Genomic DNA, 20,017 nt, shown 5'->3' with positions numbered 1-20,017 from the left:
TGATAAGACTATCACTAGCTTCTTCACCATCCTGTACATAAAGAGAAGGAGATCCGAACATGACCGTAACTTCGATTATCGATCAAATTCACATTATTGAATACGATCCCTCTTACGCTGCCGCACTCGCGGATATGTGGAACCGCAGTAATGAGAGCTGGGGAGGTGGCACCAACCTTAGAACAGAGGAAACGGTTCGCCGCGAGATGGAGAGTTCGTCCAATCTTCACGCATTTCTAGCCGTTCATGGGAAAGAGGTGGTGGGCTTCTGCAGTTTTGCTCACTACCGCTATGACGAGAGAGCGTTATATGTACCGCTGCTTAATGTACGCCCTGACTATCACGGGTACAAGGTCGGACGCAACCTGATCCTGAATGCTGTGCGCAAGACCGTAGAGGCCGGATGGCCCCGTCTGGATCTGTTCACATGGGCAGGCAATACGAAGGCTGTGCCGATGTACAAGAAATGCGGATTCTTCTGGGAGAAAAAAGATGAGAATGTGCATCTAATGAATTTCATCCCCACCATCTTGCAGACCGAAGCACTCACTCCATATTTCGAGGAGCTGGATTGGTATGCAGACAGCACGCGTGAACTCGTCGTCGAGCCGGATGGCCGACGGGAGCGTGGGTTTGATTTCTTTGACTATACGTGGAAAAAGGGAGAGGTCTCCCTGCGGGCTGAATTTGAAAAGTCGGGTCGCGGGCTGACGGCCCTCGAAACACCGGATTACGAGATCGCTACAGAGGTCGATGATCATGATCTGGTTTTCGGTTCCAGCTATATGGTTCGCTATCGCATTAAGAACACTTCTGCGTCAGAACTGGCGATCGAAATCAAGGGTCAGGATAACAAAAATATTCGATTTGCGCTGGACGTTGTACGAGCAGTTGCTCCGGGAGAAACCATTACCGTGGAAGGTGAGTTTCACCTTGATCCGATTACAGAGGAACAGAATAACAATAAAACCCATCCCGTTGTTGCCAGCACATGGTTGATCGGTGGTAAGAAAGCGGAGTTCAGGTTAGGTATTGCCCCGAAATTCCCGGCCAAGATCAAGACCGTCTTGCCCGTGAAAGAGCTCTATCCAGGTATCCCTGCGGAGTTAATTCTGAATGTGGAAAATAATGTGGATGCAGAAACAGAGTTCAGCCTGAACCTGCCTGAGGATGAATTCCTTGAATGGGCGGAGCGTTCGATACGCTTTACGGTGCCTGCCAAAGGCAAAGTGTCTGTGCCAGTACGCTTCACCTTGCGTTCATATGGTCTATATTTCCAAGAAGTAGAAGTGACGGCTGTCCCCGTGGGGAACCATGCGATCTCTTTTACAAGCAAAATTTCTGTCCTGATGAAGGGAATCGAGGGCAAATATGGCGGGCAAATTGAGGATCAATGGGTGGCCGTCAATGGCGCATTCTCGCTCCATATGAACAAGCATGATAACGTCATGTGGATTGAATATCCCGGTTCCCGTCATTCATTCTGGTGGACTTATCCGAAGCTGGGTAAGCCGTTTGCTGAAGAGTTATCCAAGAAACAAGCCAAAGAAGTGAATATTTATCCCGAAGGGGAACGTCAGGTTCTTGAAGCGCTGTATGACTCGGAGGATTTCCCTGGCATACAGATTAAGTCCGTGGTCAAGCTGTCTGCGAATGGAATCGCCGAATTCCACCACGAAGTTGAAAATACACGAGATACTGCCTGGGAAGAGGACCTGTATCTAATGAATAACTTCGGGTTCTATGGTAACAGGTTGATCCTTCCTTATCAGGGGCGCTTCGTTGACATGGGTGATGATTATGCGGGTGATCCGAACCATTGGAATAGCTCACAGATTACGGAGAACTGGCTGTTCTGCAAAGAAGAGTATGGCGCGTGCGGCATCTATTGGGACCCTTCCCTGAAGCTTCTTCGTCCGGAATACACGCTGGGGTTGCAGCATGAACTGGGACGTTTGGAGGCAGGGGCTGTAGCACGAACCAAGGAAACGGTGTTTGCTCTGAACACGTTTGCCAAATGGCATGATTTCCGTGCATTTGCCCGGAAGCAGCGTAACCCGGTCATTCCTTTGCTAGACAGTCATCTGGATCTGACACTCAGTGAGGGGAATCCATTTGCCCCGGATGTGCTGCAAGCAACGTTGACTGAACATAAACTGGTTCCGCTTGCGGGCAAGCTGGAGCTGTATGTGCAGCAGGGTAGCGAACCGGAGGTTATGGCAAAAGCGAAGGAATTCAATCCGGAGCAGAGTCTAAACTCCGCCAAGCTGACATTTTCACCGGACGAAGTGGATCGCCACCAGCACGTGAGTGGTTGGAAAGTTCGTGGGCTATACCGGGGCGAAGATCGGATTCAGGTGCGAACGGCGCTTTGGTTCCCGCAGACCGGAACAGAGGTGAAGCAGAAGATTGAAGAAGGTTCTTCGGGATCTGTATACACTGTAGACAATGGCGTATTGTCGATCGCCGTTACTCCAGAATTCGGCAGTGTCGTACACTCACTGAAAGTTGCAGGCGAAGAATGGCTGGACAGCTCGTACCCTGAACCGGCTCCACGCTCATGGTGGAATCCGTGGTACGGCGGGTTGGGAGTGGCGATCCCGGGCATGAATGGTTTCAGCCGCCAGTTGGAACAAAGAGTCGCTTCCTGGACAGAGCAGAAGGATCAATACGGTAACGTCTGGAAGGGCATTAAACTGACCACCCGGATTGAGAAGCATGAAGCGAATCGGGGAATCACAATTCACCAGCATTATCTGATGCTGCCGGGTGTTCCTGTGCTCTGCACGCTGCTTGCGGTGACAAACGAAAGTGGCCTGACGCTGACGGATTACTCGCTTGCGGAGGAACGTTTCCTACAGCCTTCATCTGTATTTGCGGAAGGATGGATAGAGCAACCGGGCAAAGATCGATTCCCATTAGGCAAAGTAGATGTGGGCCTGCCACTGGAAGACCTTTTGCGAGTCGGATCGGTTTCGCGTGAAAACATGCTGCATGCGGTCCATCGTTACCCGAATCAGAGTGCTTGGGCTTTTGCCAACAATCAGGTGACGGGTCTGCACGTGAATCATCATCTGACACTTCATCACGGGGAGACGGTCTGGACGGAGCCAACATATCTTGTCCTGGGACCCATCCCGCTGAGTTCAGCGGATGTGCATGACCTTCTGAAACTGAATTTTGTAACTTCTACCGATAAAAAGGAGGCTTCACATGCCGATCATTGATATTCATATTCATCTGTCGGACATCGAGAGCTTTCACCGAACAGCAATCGATCTGTCCAAAGTGGATTACTCAGCCGCAGGTCTTAAAGCGGAATTCGATAAAAACGACGTCATTTTGGGCATTGGAATGGGGGTTACGGAGCAGACGAAGGGAGCGTTCCCGGATTCCAGTTCCCCCAACCCGATGGGGCTTGATTTGGAGGAAAAGGTTCCGTCATTCCTCATGGAGTGCGTGGGCATTAATCCTAATGCGCTGGATGGAAAAAATGCTCAGGATGAGCTTGACCGGATTGAAGCTAGACTGCAATCCCCTGAGGTAGCCGGAATCAAACTCTATGCCGGTTACTATCATCACTATGTGTATGACAAAATCTATACCCCTGTCTATGAACTCGCAGCCAAGTACAACTTGCCTGTTGTGATTCATACAGGAGACACATACTCCATGAACGGGTTACTCAAGTATTCCCATCCACTGACGGTGGATGAATTAGCACTTCAGCAGCGCGGTGTGAACTTCATGATTTGTCATCTGGGCGATCCCTGGGTGATGGATGCGGCTGAAGTGGTGGCGAAGAATCCGAATGTGTATGCGGATCTGTCCGGTCTTGTGGTGGGGGATCGACCTCATTTTGAACGCTTCATGAACGAGCCTTTGTTCATGGATCATTTCCGTCGGGCCTTGGTCTATTCGGATCATTACGAGAAGATGCTGTTTGGCACGGACTGGCCGCTTGCCCCTATCGACCTGTATGCCGAGTTTGTCCGCCGACTTGTACCGGAACAGCATCATGATAAGGTGTTCTACGAGAATGCCTTTGGGCTGTTTCCACGTATTGGACAGCGGATTGCAGATCTGGGTTAAAAGGGAAGTAATGAAACTTTAATATTTGAGGGGATATCATCCGTGTATGTCATTCATGGAAGATGCGAGGTTCACGTTAAATCCCTGCCATGTAAGCTCCTGCCACTTTACTGGCAGGAGCTGTTTGGGTTCAAGATGAGAGTGAATTCATCTTACGTCTAATCTGAAATGAAGTGATCAGGAGAACAAGGGTTCAGTCACCATTTTCATATACTTTTTTAAGTCGTCTTTGGCTTGGGGGGAGTGTTGCCAAACTCCAAGGTTCCAACTCATATAACGAATTCCGAGATATCGGGATGCCGAGGAGAAGTACTTTTCAAATTGATGTTGTGGAATATCGTATCCTTGAGAACTAAGAGCCTCTCGATAGACCTCAACTTGTCTCATATGTGCACAGCGCAGAGGGATGTCGAAGAACAGGGAGCCATATCTTGCTTCCTCCCAATCGATAAAATAAACGTCCTCATTGTTGTGCACCAATACATTGCCAGGATTCAGATCATTATGAATCATCGTATGTGTGTGTTCATCCTTGATGAGAATTTCAAGATCATCTACGATGTTTCTTGCTACAGCTTCAATTTCCGAGATGAGCGGTAATCCGTATTCCTCAATGAATGATGGACTTTCTATAGCGTTTTTCCACGAAGGTCTCCAGCGGTTTTCCATCATATCAACGATATGAGATCGATCCACATTAGGTATCCAGGGCAATTCTTTTTTTGCCCCCATATTCGTTCCGTGTATGTAAGCCAATGCTCGTAATTCTTTATTCTGAAGCAGATTTATATTCAAATGACTATAATCGGTTTGGTAGTCTACATCTTGGATACAGATCAGGCTGCGATCCTTGTTATGAGGTTCATTGGTTAGGCTATAAGGTACATTTGCTCCTTGTAAAAATAATCTGGACAAGGCAGAGCGTTCAATAAACGTGGCCTTCTTGGTCACAAGAGAAATATCCCTGTTCACTCCATTTACAAGGAATTCAATATAATGTCGAAGCAATTCAACGGCTTGAGATCCCGTCCCGACAGGGTTACTTGTAATACTTTGAATGTGAACATCCGAGGATACATATTGATGAATGGTGTGTTTTATTAGTTGTTGTAATGTGAGAGACTCCATGCTCATCTGTTATCTCCTTTTTGGCTGTATTTGTTTTTACGAATAAAGAGAACTATAATGGTGGATGCACAAAATTTAAGACTTTTTTGGAGGAACATACGTAATGAGATCTTTTCAGTTTTATAATCCGACCCGGCTGATTTTTGGCAAAGGGCAGCTTCAAGCACTGCAAACCGAAGTTCCAAAATACGGAAAGCGTATTTTGCTTGTATATGGTGGTGGAAGTATCAAGCGCAGCGGCCTGTACGACCAGGTGATCGGCCAGTTGAATGAGATTGGAGCAGAGGTGACGGAACTCGCTGGTGTAGAACCGAACCCCCGTCTATCTACAGTTCATAAGGGCGTAGAACTATGCAGAACACATCACATTGATCTCGTTCTTGCGGTTGGCGGCGGCAGTGTACTTGATTGCGCTAAGGCCATCGCCGTAGGGGCCAAATACGATGGGGATATGTGGGATGTTGTTGTGCGCGAAGCAACTCCGCAGGGCGGACTTCCACTGGGTACAATTCTGACGATGGCAGCGACAGGTTCCGAGATGAATAACGGTTCAGTGATTACGAATCAAGATACACAGGAGAAATGGGCATGGTTCAGCGAGTATTCATTCCCGGCATTCTCGATTCTTGATCCGGTAAACACATTTACGGTACCTCTGGATCAGACGGTATACGGTATGGTGGACATGATGTCGCATGTGTTTGAACATTATTTCCATCTGGATACGAATACACCGGTTCAGCTTGGATTCTGTGAGACGATTCTTCGTACTGTCATCGATACTGCCCCTCGCCTGATCAAAGATCCGGAAAACTATGAACTGCGCGAAACCATTCTCTACTGTGGAACCATGGCGCTTAATGATGTGCTGAATATGGGCCTTGCAGGAGACTGGGCATCTCACAATATTGAACATGCCGTGTCGGCCGTGTATGACATTCCTCATGGGGGTGGCCTTGCCATACTGTTCCCGCACTGGATGAAGCATAATCTGGATGTGGATGTAAGTCGATTCAAACGTATGGCTGTTAATGTATTTGATATCAATCCTAATGGAAAATCAGACAAACAAGTGGCTGAAGAAGGCATCGAAGCCCTGCGTAATTTCTGGACTTCGATTGGTGCTCCTAGCCGTCTAGCTGACTATGACATCGACGACAGTCAGATTGACGCGATGGCTGATAAAGCGATGCGATTCGGTCCGTTCGGATTCTTCCAGAAATTGCAGCGTGAAGATGTCGTGCAAATCTATCAAGCCGCACTGTAATTGGAAATTCACTTATATAGTGAATGTAATAAACAAGGACCTTCCTGTACGACTGAGGAAAGTCCTTGTTTTTATTTTAACATCATCTATTGTACGTTCAACGGCATATTCCAGATCATATCTTGCGAGCACTTTAAGCTTGTTCAACCGTTTCATCATTCCCACCAGTATACATCCGTTTCAGATACAACTTGCTTGGACGGTGCAAGAGCACGATGAGCAAGGCGAAGAGATGAATCAGGATAAACAGGTTACTTTCATTGGGAATAGCAACAAGTAGCGCCAAACTTAGAAATGTCACGGTGAGCTTGAACTTTCTCTTGGTGATGAATATAACGGCGAGCAGGCTTGGTCCAATCATAAACAACATTCTGCCTACGATTACGCCAGAGGCGTAAGCCAGATCATCCCCTTTGCGTGAGAAAGCAAGATAGGCCTCCATGTTCTGGTTAAAATCGATGAGGAACACAATAAAGGACACCATCACGTAGATCAATTTTACACTTAATAAAATGCGCACGACATTTAAAAGTGTGGGTAAAGCTGGTTTTACCATATCACTTCTCCTCTTCTACTTCGAACCCATATGATGGATTGTACTCCTATTCCTATTCCCCTTCAATGAATCGTCCTTTTCTTTCACGATATGTATTTCATACATTAACCGATGATGGGGATGTCATATTTTGTATTAACCCAAAGTCTACATTTTCCAATCGTCAACACCGATCCTGTACCTACAGTTATCCGCTTCCAAAGAATAAGGAAAATATTTTTGAAAGCGTTTTCTATACTGGACGTTTATTTAATAACAACCGATATAAAGTTAACCTATATTATATGGGACACAACAAGAATGAGGATGGATGGTGAATGTATTCATGTTATTTGCAAAAGCGAGGCAACGCTTGACCAACATGTCTTTTCGGTTCAAATTGCCAATGATGATCAGTATTCTGGTCTGCATCGTACTGGCCGTGACGGCAGTACTGTGTTACAAAGTGGCAGAGGAGATCACATTGGACAAAAGCAAAGATGAGATCCAGTCGACTTCTGACCGGATTGGAGCAGGTTTATTTACTTCACTAAGTCTGGAGGAGCAGTCCACGTTTCTGATCACAACACATCGGACATTCCAAGACTTACTGGAGATTCGAGATACAGCAGGACAGAGTGATGACGCGTTTTTTTCGGAAAATAGCGAACTGGTGAACAAGGCCAATGGCATATTGGCAGACAGCCTGACAGGAATGGAGGGCAGTAGCGTTCTAATTCTCCTGGATCGGGAAGGCGTTGTGGTTGCAGCAAACAATCCCGAAGTGGTCGGCGGGGAACGTGCCACACGCACGTATTTTCAGCAGGCACTTCAAGGGAAAAACTATGTCAGCGAAGGTGTGATCTCCGAATCTCTGGGAACGCTGGGGACCGTCTTTGCAATGCCGATCTACGGTGATAACAAGGAAGTGAAAGGCGTGCTTGCGACGACTGCCTCGACCTCATTTTTCGTCAACCAGTTACAGAACGTCAAGATTAACGAAGAAGGAAAAGTTATTATACTGGATCGTTTAGGTCTGGTTATTTTTAATTCAGCAGATGAGAAAATGATTGGTCAGAAGATGGATTCCTCTGAGTATCAGTCGCTGATTGATCTGCCTGCCAATGAGCAGTTGCAACAAGGGGAGGCGAGCACGGAGGAAAAAGTGGTGTTCTACTCCAAAATTCCGAAGTCTGATTGGACTGTCATTGTGGAGGATACGTATGAAGATGTGAAGAAGCCGCTGACAGGTATGGCGAATCAAATGTACATTGTTCTGTTCAGTGCTATTGTGGTGTCGATCATTGCAGGCATCCTGATCTCGCAACTGGTAACCAGACCGATTAGCCGAATTACACTGTTGTTCAAACAGTTGGCCGGCGGAGACCTGACTGTACAGGCACAAGGCAAATATACCGGAGAGTTCAAAGAACTGGCAGACAGCTTTAACACGATGGCCGAAGGGAACAAACAGCTGATCTCCAGCATGAACCATTCCATCGGCATCCTGAATACAAGTACGACGGAGCTGGAAAATTCCACTCAGCAAACCTCGACCACGATTGCCGAAACAACGACAACAGCATTTGAGATTTCACGAGCTATGGAGTCCCAGGCGAACGATACGGAAGCCATAGTGGACAAATTCATGAATGTTGGTAACAAGATTGAGAACGTAAATGAGATGTCGCAGTCCGTTATGCTCAAGGCAGATGAAATTACGGATGCATTCAAAAATAATCATGAAGTTATTGATGCGCTCATTGCGGTGAACGGGCAGAACGAGATTGAAGTTGGCAACATCTCCAAAATTACAGTGCAACTTGCTGAAAGCTCCTCGGGCATTCACCAGATCACAGGTACGATTGCCGAAATTGCGAATCAGACGAAATTACTTGCGCTGAATGCTTCCATTGAGGCTGCAAGAGCGGGCGAGCAAGGGCGCGGCTTCGCCGTGGTTGCTTCCGAGATTCGCAAGCTGGCAGAGCAGACGACAGCGCAATCGGAGGATATCAATCGAATTGTCATGCAGACCATTAATCACGTGGAACAGAATAACCGAAGTGTTCAGGCCATTGAGGAGATTGCGGAACAGCATAAGAGCAGTGTAAGCCAGACCAAGGAGACATTCAATTTCGTCACCCAGAATATGAATGAGATGATGAGCCAGGTCCAGGCCATTGCCACGGAGATCCAATCCATTGAACGTGATAAGGATGACGTCATTGGAGCTGCACAGAATCTGTCCGCTTCCGGGGAAGAAGTATCCGCGTCTGTGGAAGAAGTCACAGCGACGATGCAGGAGCAGTCCGGTATGACAGAACATCTGGCAGATATGGTGCAGAGAATTGATGGACTGAGCAAACAACTTGCCGAAGAATCATCCCGCTTCAAAATAAAGTAGCATAGCAGCCTGCGTAGTGAGAAGTAGTATAGCTAGTCTGTGAGACACAGCGTAGAATTTCTTCAGTTTACACAGTTGAATGAATACGAAAGAAACCCATTCCTCATAAGAGAACTGGGTTTCTCCGACAATGTGAGCATCTGTACCCATCTAAGGGTACAGGTGCTTTTGTGTGTGATGCGCTACTCTCCTCGAACGGATGGTGCATATGCTAGCACTTCCATCTCAATTAAATAAGGGCCTAACCCACTGAATACGGTCATGCGGGCGGGATAGGGCTGCTTAATCATTCGTGCATAGACTTCGTTGTATGCGGGCTGATCCTCCACTCGTGCCAGATGAGTCGTTACCTTCACGATATGATCCAGTGTAAGTCCGGCTTCTTGCAGGATCACTTCAATATTACGAATACATTGTTCAGTCTGCTCCTTAATACCGCCGATAGGCTCAAGGGTCTGTGGATCAACGCCTACCTGACCTGCAACGTAGACCATATCTCCTGCACGGACAGCGTGGGAGAAAGGAAGTGGGAACTTGGGTGCTGTACTCGCATGTATGATGGTAGACATAGAAGTTATCATTCCTTTCTTAGTGAGGGTGTATATTGGTTGTTAACTGATGCCAGTTTGTAGCCTGCTGATATTGATGGGAGATGGACAACAAGCGGTCTTCTCGCATGAGTGGACCAGCAAGCTGCATGCCGATTGGTAGTTGCTTCCCTGAGGAAGTATCAAATCCGATGGGAACGGTAATGGAAGGTAGTCCTGTATTAGTAAAAGGCCCGTTGAAAATCGGACTACCGGTCTTGTAGCCATAGGGGGCCACATACGGCGTTGATGGAGTCAATAACACATCTACTTCATCGAAAAGCATCATCATCTCGCTGCGGAATAGCGTTCGAATGCGCTGTGCCTGCAAATAATCAACAGCACTCGTTTGGAAGCCGAGTTCAAGCTGCTCCCGCATCGTGTGACCGTAGCGATCGGAGGCTTCCGCGAAGCGTTCCTGATGGAAGGCAGCAGCTTCTGCCCGCATAACTGTACGATGAGCAGCAATGGTCTCTTCCATATACGAAGGCAGAACAATTTTCTTCCATTGCATGCCCAGCTTCTCAAGTACAGCGAGTGCCGACTCTACCGCTAACAAGATCGCCGGTTCATCAGTCTGGAAGAAGTTGCTTGGTAGCCCAATCACCATTCCTGAAACAGGATGCTCAAGAGCGCTTGTTAAGTCTGGCTTGCCGTGAGGCAGTGTGAAGGAGTCCATCTCATCCTGCCCGGCCATCGCTTCCAGAACGATTGCGTTATCTTGTGCGGATCGAGTGAAGGCGCCAATATGATCCAGACTCCAACTGGCTGTGATGACACCGTTACGGCTAACCCTGCCGTAAGTTGGCTTCATACAGGTTAATCCGTTGTAAGCTGCGGGTCTGAGCAGAGATCCAAAGGTCTGCGTTCCGAGTGTGAAGGAGGCCATGCCAGCCGCTACAGCAGCGGCAGAGCCTGAACTGGAACCGCCTGGGGTGTGCGCCAGATTCCACGGGTTGCGTGTTGGGGGTTCTCCTCCCTGGAACGCATACTCCGTCGTTGTTGTCTTGCCGAGCAGGATAGCGCCCGCAGCCTGCAACTTATCAATGACAGTAGCATTCGTCTCTGGTATGAAGTCAGGGTAGGTACTAGATCCGGCCGAGGTGCGTATGCCAGCGGTATGGATAATGTCTTTCGCTCCATAAGGAATGCCATGCAGAGGGCCGAGATAGTTGCCATTCATCAGCTTACGCTCAGACTCTCTTGCGGCCTGCAAAGCCTGTTCGGCGGTAACCGTAACGAAGGCTTGCACAGCAGGCTCTACGTGCTCAATGCGAGTCAAATAGGACTCTGTAAGCTCAACAGGAGATATCGTCTTGTTTTTAATCCATGTTGCGGCTTCCGCAATCGTCAGCTCGTTCAGTGGTTTCGTAATCATCGCAGAGGTACCCTCCTATGCGGCGCATTGGGGCCGACTTCTTCTGACAACTTGAAACCTCGAATCAGTTCCAAGTCGGCTGTAAATAGAGCAAGCTCCTCACTCGTAATAACTCCGTTCGTGTATTTCGCACTTTCCGTACGGCGGTGTGTGAGATAGTCGTCCTGTTTCAGAGTAATCACCCTTTCTCTCTCTATTTGGTGAAGCTTGAATCGATAATGTCCTCGTAAGCGAGGTCTTCCTTCAGATTGCCGATGAAGCGCTGCATATCGATTGCGGTGTTAAAAGCTGATTCGTTGATGAGCCCCTCAGCAGGGTATACCTTGCTGTCAATCATACGTTGTACGGCTTGTTCCACGACTTCTTTGTCCAGATTGGGGAACTCTTTTACAGCGACTGCTTTGGCACCATCAGGATTGGTTTGAATATAGTCCAGGGCTTGCTCGATAGAGGTGACGAAGCGCTGGGTGAGATCAGGATTCTCCTCAATGAAGCTTGCGGTTGTATTCATCGTTGCAAAGGCGAAGTCAGGATAATCTTTCGTGAAATCATGGACAATGTGCAGCCCCTCAGCAACGCCTTGATCCAGTTGGGGTTCGTAAACGATAGCAATATCGGCTTTGCCGGCTAATACAGCACCAAGTTCGGAGCCATTCTGAACCTCGGTGATCGTCACATCTTTGTCGATATCGATGTTATTGTCGGCGAAAAGCTTCCGCAGTAAGCTGTTGGAGCTTGTAGGTGCCAAACCTACAACAATGGTTTTACCTTTGAAATCCGCTGTTGTGTCCACCGTTACTCCTTCTCGTGCAACCGCCCACACAGGAGCACTGCCGGACAGAAGGACCAATGAGCGAGCATCTCCACCCTTGGCATTAGCGAATGCGACATGCTCAGGACCATGAAATGAGAACGCTGACTCGCCTGAGATGACCGATGACAATGCTGTTGGTCCACTTCCTGCAGCACGGATGGAGGATAGCTCAATGCGATTCTCCTCTAAGAATCCTTGGTTATTCGCTACATAGAGCGGAAGGTAGAGCAAATTGTGATACACCTCGGACACCATGATTTTATCCACCTTCGCAGTATCTTGCCCCTCATTACTGGATGTACCTCCGCTACTCGCAGGTGTTGTAGCATTGGTTCCGCATGCGCTGAGCAGTGTGGTCAAGATCATCGTCATCGTTGCCAGAATAGCTATCTTTTTGAATGTACGCATTAGTCACCAGGCCCCTTTAATGGTAGTAGTTAAGTTAGTCGTTGCGGGTCAGTTTAGACAGATGTGGTTTTGCTGCTGGTCTTGTTGTCGTTCCATGGAAGAAGTCGGGATTCGATATAACCGACACAGGTGTAGAGTAGCATGGCGACCAGCATAAGCATGAATACGCCAACCCATACAGCCGGAAGGTTGAATAGGTTACCTTCGACGAACACCATATGTCCGAGTCCTTTGTCAGAAGAGATGAATTCTCCACCTACGACAGACACCAGTGCCAGACCGATATTGATCCGGAAGGCTGAGATAATCCATGGCAGAGAGGAAGGAACGATAATTTTGCGGAAAATCTGTGATTTCTTCGCACCGAAGGATTTCATCAGATTAATCTGGGATTCGTCGATCTGATGCGTCGCTTGGTAGGCGGATAATAGCGCTACGATAAATGTTGCGACAGAGGCAAGAGCAATCTTGGAGAAGATGCCTGAACCGAACCAGATGATAATCATGGGAGCGAGTGCGATCTTCGGAATACCGTTCATCGCTACAATGAACGGATCGAGCACACGGGCAACGGACTTGGAATACCACATGAGTAATCCTGCCAACGATCCGATTAAGCTCCCTGCTACGAAGCCGATAACAGTGGCATTCACCGTTGCAAAAGCGTCTGTAAGCAGTTGCCCTGAGCTGGCCATCGTGATGGCGGCATCAAGAATGGCGCTTGGTGATCCCATGAGGAATCCGTTAACCAGTTTCAGACGAACGGCGGATTCCCAGATCACCAGGATGACCGCTACAATAATGAACCGCCACAGCATCGTTATGAGCCATTCTTTGGAGAAGGTGGACTGTCTGCGTTTGCTCTTCACAACTCCAGCAGGCTTTCCGGCAAGGGTAATTTCAGGTGATGTGCTCTTCATTAGCTGATCCTCCCCATTTGGATATCAAGCTCTGCCCAGATCGATTCAAAATACTGTTTAAACTTCTGGTCGGAGCGGGCTTTCAGTGCTGAACCGTATTGCGAGGCGAGACCAATCTCATACACCTGCTTCACGGTCGTTGGTCGTTTGCTCATGACAGCAATGCGGTCGGAGATGGCGATGGCTTCCTCAATGTCATGCGTGATAAGCACGCCTGTCTTGCCCTCGGATTTCAGGATAGACAAGATCTCATCTTCCAGAATGAGTCGGGTCTGATAATCAAGTGCGGAGAAGGGTTCGTCCAGTAATATAATATCGGGCTGGGTAACGAGGGTACGTATGAGGGCTACACGTTGGCGCATACCGCCTGATAGTGTGGAGGGATAGGCTTCTGCGAATGAAGCCAGGCCATAACGATCCAGATAATCCATGGCAATATCGCCGCGATCTTTTTTGGACATGCCCTTCACTTCCAAACCTAGCGTGACATTGTCCAAGATGCTTCTCCAAGGCAGCAGCAGATCCTTTTGCATCATATAGCCGACATGCCCGGTGGTCTGATCAATCTCTTCGCCACAGACGATAACCTTGCCATTCGTTGGTTTAAGCAGACCCGCGATAATATTGAAGATCGTACTCTTGCCACATCCGCTCGGTCCCACGATACTGAAGAACTCCTGCTTCTTGATTTGCATCGAAACCTCAGCGAGTACTTGAATATCTTCGCCAGTTGCACTGACAAATGATTTGGATACGCCTTGTATCTGTATAGCCATGATAGGTAGCCCCTTTCCTACAGCCTGATGGTTGTTCGGTTCTTGATGTGAATTGATGTTAATTAACGTGACATTCATGAATATATTCCTAATCATATAGACTGTGGGTTCTGTTGTCATTAGTTACTTTGAACATAAAAATACAATTAAATCAGTTAAAATGAACAATTGAAGATTGGATATGAAAAGAAAAACAAAAGAACGTGTCATTATATATGACACGTTCTGGGTTCAAGACGTATGATTAACTTCACTGGGAGGTGGATTAAGCTTCAGAAGGGACTCAAGTGCAAAGGCAAGTCGAAAGCGCAGGCTCTCCATCGGGTCCTTGATGTTTCGGCCGGTTAGTTTCTCGCATTTTTCCAACCTATAGATCACTGTATTGCGATGTACAAACAGTTCTTTCGCTGTATCGACGATCTGGCAATGATTCTCATAGAAGGAGGACAAGGTCTTCATAAGTTCGCTGCGCTCGTTTGGATCTCGGCCTTCGAAGGGCTTAAAGGTTTCTTGATGGAACTGCAACATTTCATCGTGGGGAATCATACGCAGCAGGCGACTTATATCCATCGTCTGATAGGAATGGGCGAAGCGGGTCTTTCGCATCTGATAGCCGGATTGAAGCGCCTTGACTGCTTCCTTATAGGAGAGTCCGATATCCAATACATTCGTATAGGGATTGCCTATTCCGAAGGATAAGCTGAGCTGCGACTCCGTATACAGATTGCTTGCGATTCGCTCAAGTTGCTGAGTAACGGTGTGTTCGTCCCAAGACGATTCGTTCAAAAAGACGAGTATACCAAACTGGTCGTTTTTGGTGAACATGACAAAAGAAAGATCCAGTTTGGTGAACTCCTGCTTAATCAGCTCGTAATTAGCGTCTCGTTCCGAGATGAACCGCTCTTCGGAGGGAGCAGCGTTCTGCTTAGGTATGCCCGCTAAGGATTCATCCTTTTTGGCAATGATGAGAACGGAACTTCCTTTTGCATGCAGCCCGTATTTCTTGCCGCGGTGCAGCGCTTCTTGTTCCGAACGAATGAAGCCTTGAATGAGATCGGAGAAATATTCATTTTTGTAACGACGGGAACGCTCTTTGACCGCTTGCTTCTTGGTTAACTCCAGACCGATTACATTGACGGCTTGCTCCAGTGCCAGAGTGGAGAGTTTAGAACTTGCGGAACTATCGTATCGTGCGATCAAATAGCCCTCGTGCCGATCCGTGAAGATGGGATGGAACTCGGCATGTCGATATTTCTCAGCGGTAAGCAGACAGATTGAGATTGTGGTATGGAAGGAAGCGTGCTCATCTATAAATGTCAGTAAGGGTGCGGCGAGAGAGTGGTCATCCATCTGTTCTGCATAATGGGAGCTTGCTGTAATCTGTTTCTTCGAACCAAGCAGAAGAACGGGTGAAGAGAGCAATTGAGACAACGTATCTACGATGTTGGGTATACCTTTTCCCTGCATAATCATCGTGGAAAATTGTTTGTGAATAGATAAGGCGTAGTGAAGCTCATGGGTTTTGTTCTGAAGGATGGCGCTAATCGATTGTTGAAATATTTCACCGAGTGTATTGTCGATCTCCGACAGCTCGATAATTGGGAAGCCCAACCTGTCGGCTGTTTCAAGCAGTTGCGGAGATAATTCAAGAGAGAAGCGCTGTGTCTTGACCGCAAGCGCTGCACAACCGATCGCATGCATATCGGTAATGAATCCAAGATGAGCATCGGGGCGGTCTTTCAGAATATAACCGTTGGTCAGCAGCATATCTCCGGGTTTCAGGAATTGTACAATATCTGGGGCATCCATAATATTAATCGATTGCACCAAACGATCTAGGCCACGATGTCCGGCAATTACCTTTGCTTTGGAGAGAATGGGGATAGTCAATAACTGTTGCAGATCCATCTTCAACCCACTCGCTTTCGTTATTATATGTTATAAAATCTAACATTAAGTGAGTTGGGCGTAAAGAAAAGTTTGGATAAAGAGGCTAAATGATATTGATTTTTTAAGCAGATTGTACAAAATGCTGAGGTGGATTAGGTGTGTTTCTATTAAAATGCGTGAGGTAAAGTTACATAAGATAAGGAGGATCAGCAGTTGCCTGATTCGGTGATCATCGAATGATGTCGATAGCTTTCGGAAATCCAATGCAAACAAATTTCTCATAAATATAAAAACTTTCCAATAATTCAATGCGTTATACTAAATAGATATAAAGAAAATTTGATAACTATTAACAATTCTATCACTAAAAAGGAGTTCTCGATCCATGAAAGGAAAAGGATTAGTATTGCTTCTACTTGCCAGTGTTGTTGCTAGTTCTATTTTAGTTGCATCGACTACAACTGCGGAAAGAGTCATAGCCCAAACTCCGATGGAAGCCGCAACTGAGTACTTTGATGCTTACATTGCTAAGGATGTAGAAGGGATGATGTTCTATGCTAAAGATACAAATTATTTGGATGAGAAGAGTCGTGAAGAAGGATATGTAAAGGACTTGAAGACCAATCCAACTACAGGGTATGAGATTGTGGAGAGCAAACAAATCAATACGGATGAAGTTCAACTTTATGTCGTTCAAAAGTATGCAGGACAAGACTATGAACAGTCACCGCCACTCCCATATAAAATTTTCAAAAGCGGAAATGGATGGAAGGTTTTAGTAGAGCCACTAGAAATCAATACATGGACAGGTGAAGTCACGAAAGGTACACCGATTCACGCTATGCAGTATACAGATCATTAGTTGTTGTACCTGTCTTCTACCAAACATAGGCCCACTTGAACTAGAAGGCAATGGATATATGAATGCATACTATAGAAACGATTGAGGAGTGAGTGACATCCAATGAAAAAATTATTGGTTAGTACGGCATCGATAATGACTGTTTCGGCAGTGACTGCTTTAAGTATTTATGCGAGTAATTTTTATGATGAAGCTACAGCGGATAACCCAAACTATCCAGATTTTGGTCCAGCAGTAACATTATCAGAAGAGGAAATAAATAGAGCTTTAGAAAATGTCAGTGGTATAACGACTTCTTTTGGAACATTTGAAAGGGTAACCGAGAAAGATCCCTACATTACCGAGAAGGAAACGGTTGATAACTTAGATCATTTAACGGCCGATACCAAACAAATTTTTTCTCATGGTAATTATTTTGTGAAAAGCGAATCAGAGGAATAAATTTGTCATAAAAGGAAGTTAGGAAAGGCGGTGTAAAAATGCCAGCTACTTGGACATTTAGTGCAAATAGGACAAGAGACATTCTCTCTTATAAGAAAATAATCTTATACTAGGAGATGTTCATACTATGAAGATTTCAGACCGACTATTAAGACAATATTTAGATCATGTTTATTGGATATGTGGAGGCCCTTGCGGCGGAAAAAGCACGATGACTAATTTGCTTTCTTCAAAATGGAATATGAATTATTATTCTTCAGATGACCACACGTTCGATTATCAAAAAAAGGCTAATCCGCAGGATCATCCCGCAATATTACGACATTTCATTGATTGGGAATGGTTCTTTTTAGGGCGAGGGAATGATAGAAGCCACTGGTTAAATTCCGTGTTTGACGAGAGTGTGGAATTTATCATCTTGGATTTGTTACAGATGGGGAAAGAGAAGCCAATCGTAGTAGATACTTTTATGGAACCTGCTTATCTAAGGGAGATTACTGACCCCAACCGAGTTATTTATATGTTTGCAGAAGATGACCTCATTCGAGCAGATTATCTGGATCGAGATCACCTGAGAGGCATGGAGGGTCTGTTTCCTAATTTATCAGATCCACAACGTGCACGGGACGAAACATTAAATACAGTGGTTAAAGCATCGAATCATTACCTGCAACAAGCAGAGCAGTATCAATTAAAATGGTTTATAAGAACATCTCAGTCCAATAAAGAGCAGATGTTATTAGAAGTTGAAAGGCATTTCGGTTTCAAATGATACTGAATTGTTAATGATATCAGTCCCAGTCGTCATTTGTTACACTAAGGGAATACGATAGCTCAATAAACCACAGAAAACAGCCGATTAACCTAATCGGCTGCTTTTGTTCAGGTGACGGGCAGGTTAACTCAATGTCATCTTGCGAATTACAAGTGTAACTTTTTGACTAATTAATAGCGTTGTTAGTCACAAGTGATTTTTTACAGGTTCAAGAATAACTAAATAAAAGAATATGAGGGATGAAGTATTGAAGAAAAAGAGACTATTTTATATTGTTGTAACATTAGCCTTAACAACAGTGGCCCTAACTGCCTGTGATTCAACAAGTCCAACTCAAGAGAATTTAGATACTCAAACATCTAGTGTGTTATCAAGTCAGTCCCAAAGTGCAACCCTTTCTAATTCTTTAAGCGAACAAGAGAGCAAACCCTCCCACTTTATTGCTTCTGGAGGCGCTACGGTGCAGCAACCCTTTTCCATTAATCCGGAATTTGTACATATAAAACTGCTTATGAAGAACAATAGTAGCCATGAAGTCAATGTTAGTTTGACGCACTTAGATACTAGTAAAGTGTATTTCGTTAGAACGATTGCTCCCGGGGAATCTTTAGAGTGGATAAATGTTAAAGAAGGTTTCACACAGGGAATGAGTACTGGAGGCTACTTGCTTCAATGGAATGGTGGCGGTTATCGCGTTGATGGGGAAGTATGGGGATCATCCGAACAAAGTTGAAAGGTAATACATAAATCAATTAAGAATTGCTGGGACACTAATTGACTAAACCCTTTCTTATCTGATGAACTAATAAAAATGCTACAGAAAGTGGGAACAACATCTATGATTCCATTAGTATATGACCAGATTAACCATTGGGGAAAAGACGACGAGTTTTTCCTTGCCTTATTAAATAAATTAAAAGTAGAGTCTATCGTTGACTTAGGCTGCGGAACAGGAAGATGGACGACTCATCTTGTTCAGTACGGTTATAAAATTACAGCTATTGATCCCCATGAAGAAGCAATTGAAGTAGCGAGAATTAAAGATAATGCAGGCAAAGTGAATTGGATTGTAGGAGATAGCTCAACTTTACAAACCAATACCAATGACGCGGTTATTATGACTGCCAATGTGGCACAGGTATTTCTAACTGATGATAGTTGGAAGAAAGTAATCTCAGACGTATTTCGATCCCTAAACGTTGGCGGCCACTTTATTTTTGATATTAGAAACCCTTTGGTTAAAGCGTGGGAAGAGTGGGAAAAGGACGGGACGCCGGACTTAGCTAAAGATATGCGAAGTGGAGACCCTCTTGAAATCTCTACAGAATATGAAGGGTTTGAGGGAGATATCTATACTTTTTATGAAACTGTGAAAAATACAAAAACAGACGAAGTCCTAGTTCATGAAAAAATGCAGATCAGATTTCGAAATCAAGAAGAATTGGATGAGTCGCTGAAACAAACAGGGTTTTCGAAAATTGAAACATATGGCGATTGGGATTTTAAACACGCAAATTCTAAAAGTCGATCCTTTATTTTTCACTGTGTAAAATAGAGACATTAGAATGCAACATATTAGCACTCCTTAAATGTCAGAAAGCAGCTGATCCATGTGATCAGCTGTTTATTTTTATTTTTTTCAAATAAAGGGCGGGTTAATTTATATAGAATGCAAAGTTAACTTGACACAAAATGCAAAGTCAACTATGCTAAAAATGCAAAGTAAACATTGCAAGGACG

18 protein-coding genes are annotated in these 20,017 nt (G+C 45.7%); 9 read left to right on the top strand and 9 right to left on the bottom strand.

The window, feature by feature from the left end; translation table 11 throughout:
* The first annotated feature begins 59 nt into the window (after positions 1-59).
* Positions 60-3,227, top strand: a complete 3,168-nt coding sequence (locus MKX40_RS23185; protein WP_339236656.1) for a GNAT family N-acetyltransferase — start codon at positions 60-62, stop codon at positions 3,225-3,227.
* Positions 3,214-4,092, top strand: a complete 879-nt coding sequence (locus MKX40_RS23180; RefSeq protein WP_339236653.1) for a TatD family hydrolase — start codon at positions 3,214-3,216, stop codon at positions 4,090-4,092. Before MKX40_RS23185 ends, MKX40_RS23180 begins: the two co-directional genes overlap by 14 nt.
* A gap of 177 nt (positions 4,093-4,269) precedes the next feature.
* On the opposite strand, the gene MKX40_RS23175 is transcribed toward MKX40_RS23180, so the two are convergent.
* Positions 4,270-5,226, bottom strand: a complete 957-nt coding sequence (locus tag MKX40_RS23175; RefSeq protein WP_339236650.1) for an aminoglycoside phosphotransferase family protein — start codon at positions 5,224-5,226, stop codon at positions 4,270-4,272.
* A 97-nt stretch (positions 5,227-5,323) separates the two neighbouring features.
* Here MKX40_RS23175 and MKX40_RS23170 point away from each other — a divergent pair, with 97 nt between their 5' ends.
* Positions 5,324-6,487, top strand: a complete 1,164-nt coding sequence (locus MKX40_RS23170; RefSeq protein ID WP_339236648.1) for an iron-containing alcohol dehydrogenase — start codon at positions 5,324-5,326, stop codon at positions 6,485-6,487.
* 133 nt (positions 6,488-6,620) lie between these two features.
* On the opposite strand, the gene MKX40_RS23165 is transcribed toward MKX40_RS23170, so the two are convergent.
* A complete protein-coding gene (locus MKX40_RS23165) occupies positions 6,621-7,043 on the bottom strand; it encodes a hypothetical protein (RefSeq protein WP_339236645.1) in 423 nt (140 codons plus the stop codon).
* Positions 7,044-7,368: 325 nt separating this feature from the next.
* Here MKX40_RS23165 and MKX40_RS23160 point away from each other — a divergent pair, with 325 nt between their 5' ends.
* Positions 7,369-9,426 carry a methyl-accepting chemotaxis protein gene (locus MKX40_RS23160; protein WP_339236643.1) on the top strand — a complete coding sequence of 686 codons (2,058 nt, stop codon included), beginning with the start codon at positions 7,369-7,371 and terminating at the stop codon, positions 9,424-9,426.
* 182 nt (positions 9,427-9,608) lie between these two features.
* Here MKX40_RS23160 and MKX40_RS23155 read toward each other — a convergent pair whose 3' ends face one another.
* The 7 genes from MKX40_RS23155 to MKX40_RS23125 form a co-directional block, all read right to left on the bottom strand.
* Positions 9,609-9,995 (bottom strand): Rid family hydrolase, encoded by a 387-nt coding sequence (locus MKX40_RS23155; RefSeq protein WP_339236640.1) that lies wholly within the window; start codon positions 9,993-9,995, stop codon positions 9,609-9,611.
* A 19-nt stretch (positions 9,996-10,014) separates the two neighbouring features.
* Positions 10,015-11,391 (bottom strand): amidase, encoded by a 1,377-nt coding sequence (locus MKX40_RS23150; RefSeq protein ID WP_339236637.1) that lies wholly within the window; start codon positions 11,389-11,391, stop codon positions 10,015-10,017.
* Entirely contained in the window at positions 11,388-11,573 is a 186-nt protein-coding gene (locus MKX40_RS23145) for a hypothetical protein (RefSeq protein ID WP_339236635.1), read from the bottom strand. Before MKX40_RS23145 ends, MKX40_RS23150 begins: the two co-directional genes overlap by 4 nt.
* A gap of 11 nt (positions 11,574-11,584) precedes the next feature.
* A complete protein-coding gene (locus MKX40_RS23140; protein ID WP_339236633.1) occupies positions 11,585-12,613 on the bottom strand; it encodes an ABC transporter substrate-binding protein in 1,029 nt (342 codons plus the stop codon).
* A gap of 53 nt (positions 12,614-12,666) precedes the next feature.
* Positions 12,667-13,533: an ABC transporter permease gene (locus MKX40_RS23135; RefSeq protein WP_339236631.1), complete on the bottom strand. Its 867-nt coding sequence runs from the start codon at positions 13,531-13,533 to the stop codon at positions 12,667-12,669.
* On the bottom strand, positions 13,533-14,309 hold the full coding sequence (locus MKX40_RS23130) for an ABC transporter ATP-binding protein (protein ID WP_339236628.1): 777 nt from the start codon (positions 14,307-14,309) through the stop codon (positions 13,533-13,535). Before MKX40_RS23130 ends, MKX40_RS23135 begins: the two co-directional genes overlap by 1 nt.
* 231 nt (positions 14,310-14,540) lie before the next feature.
* Complete coding sequence (locus MKX40_RS23125) at positions 14,541-16,217, bottom strand: PucR family transcriptional regulator ligand-binding domain-containing protein (RefSeq protein WP_339236626.1); 1,677 nt, start codon at positions 16,215-16,217, stop codon at positions 14,541-14,543.
* A 367-nt stretch (positions 16,218-16,584) separates the two neighbouring features.
* On the opposite strand from MKX40_RS23125, the gene MKX40_RS23120 reads away from it, so the two are divergent.
* From MKX40_RS23120 to MKX40_RS23100, 5 genes are all read left to right on the top strand, one after another.
* Positions 16,585-17,061 (top strand): hypothetical protein, encoded by a 477-nt coding sequence (locus MKX40_RS23120; RefSeq protein ID WP_339236624.1) that lies wholly within the window; start codon positions 16,585-16,587, stop codon positions 17,059-17,061.
* Positions 17,062-17,163: 102 nt separating this feature from the next.
* Positions 17,164-17,502 (top strand): hypothetical protein, encoded by a 339-nt coding sequence (locus MKX40_RS23115; RefSeq protein ID WP_339236622.1) that lies wholly within the window; start codon positions 17,164-17,166, stop codon positions 17,500-17,502.
* 127 nt (positions 17,503-17,629) lie between these two features.
* Complete coding sequence (locus tag MKX40_RS23110; RefSeq protein ID WP_339236620.1) at positions 17,630-18,274, top strand: hypothetical protein; 645 nt, start codon at positions 17,630-17,632, stop codon at positions 18,272-18,274.
* A 250-nt stretch (positions 18,275-18,524) separates the two neighbouring features.
* Entirely contained in the window at positions 18,525-19,010 is a 486-nt protein-coding gene (locus MKX40_RS23105; RefSeq protein WP_339236618.1) for a hypothetical protein, read from the top strand.
* Positions 19,011-19,115: 105 nt separating this feature from the next.
* On the top strand, positions 19,116-19,832 hold the full coding sequence (locus MKX40_RS23100; protein WP_339236616.1) for a class I SAM-dependent methyltransferase: 717 nt from the start codon (positions 19,116-19,118) through the stop codon (positions 19,830-19,832).
* The last annotated feature ends 185 nt before the right edge of the window (positions 19,833-20,017 follow it).

Origin of the sequence: Paenibacillus sp. FSL R5-0517, from assembly GCF_037974355.1 — a bacterium.
GTDB lineage: Bacteria > Bacillota > Bacilli > Paenibacillales > Paenibacillaceae > Paenibacillus.
Note: the sequence above shows the minus strand (reverse complement) of the source record. Positions and strands in the feature narration are given on the sequence as shown.

Bases quoted from the DNA above. Each gene is read 5' to 3' on its own strand.
- MKX40_RS23185 (WP_339236656.1), top strand. From the start codon at position 60: ATGACCGTAACTTCGATTATCGATCAAATTCACATTATTGAATACGAT.
- MKX40_RS23180 (WP_339236653.1), top strand. From the start codon at position 3,214: ATGCCGATCATTGATATTCATATTCATCTGTCGGACATCGAGAGCTTT.
- MKX40_RS23175 (WP_339236650.1), bottom strand. From the start codon at position 5,226: ATGAGCATGGAGTCTCTCACATTACAACAACTAATAAAACACACCATT.
- MKX40_RS23170 (WP_339236648.1), top strand. From the start codon at position 5,324: ATGAGATCTTTTCAGTTTTATAATCCGACCCGGCTGATTTTTGGCAAA.
- MKX40_RS23165 (WP_339236645.1), bottom strand. From the start codon at position 7,043: ATGGTAAAACCAGCTTTACCCACACTTTTAAATGTCGTGCGCATTTTA.
- MKX40_RS23160 (WP_339236643.1), top strand. From the start codon at position 7,369: ATGTTATTTGCAAAAGCGAGGCAACGCTTGACCAACATGTCTTTTCGG.
- MKX40_RS23155 (WP_339236640.1), bottom strand. From the start codon at position 9,995: ATGTCTACCATCATACATGCGAGTACAGCACCCAAGTTCCCACTTCCT.
- MKX40_RS23150 (WP_339236637.1), bottom strand. From the start codon at position 11,391: ATGATTACGAAACCACTGAACGAGCTGACGATTGCGGAAGCCGCAACA.
- MKX40_RS23140 (WP_339236633.1), bottom strand. From the start codon at position 12,613: ATGCGTACATTCAAAAAGATAGCTATTCTGGCAACGATGACGATGATC.
- MKX40_RS23135 (WP_339236631.1), bottom strand. From the start codon at position 13,533: ATGAAGAGCACATCACCTGAAATTACCCTTGCCGGAAAGCCTGCTGGA.
- MKX40_RS23130 (WP_339236628.1), bottom strand. From the start codon at position 14,309: ATGGCTATACAGATACAAGGCGTATCCAAATCATTTGTCAGTGCAACT.
- MKX40_RS23125 (WP_339236626.1), bottom strand. From the start codon at position 16,217: ATGGATCTGCAACAGTTATTGACTATCCCCATTCTCTCCAAAGCAAAG.
- MKX40_RS23120 (WP_339236624.1), top strand. From the start codon at position 16,585: ATGAAAGGAAAAGGATTAGTATTGCTTCTACTTGCCAGTGTTGTTGCT.
- MKX40_RS23115 (WP_339236622.1), top strand. From the start codon at position 17,164: ATGAAAAAATTATTGGTTAGTACGGCATCGATAATGACTGTTTCGGCA.
- MKX40_RS23110 (WP_339236620.1), top strand. From the start codon at position 17,630: ATGAAGATTTCAGACCGACTATTAAGACAATATTTAGATCATGTTTAT.
- MKX40_RS23100 (WP_339236616.1), top strand. From the start codon at position 19,116: ATGATTCCATTAGTATATGACCAGATTAACCATTGGGGAAAAGACGAC.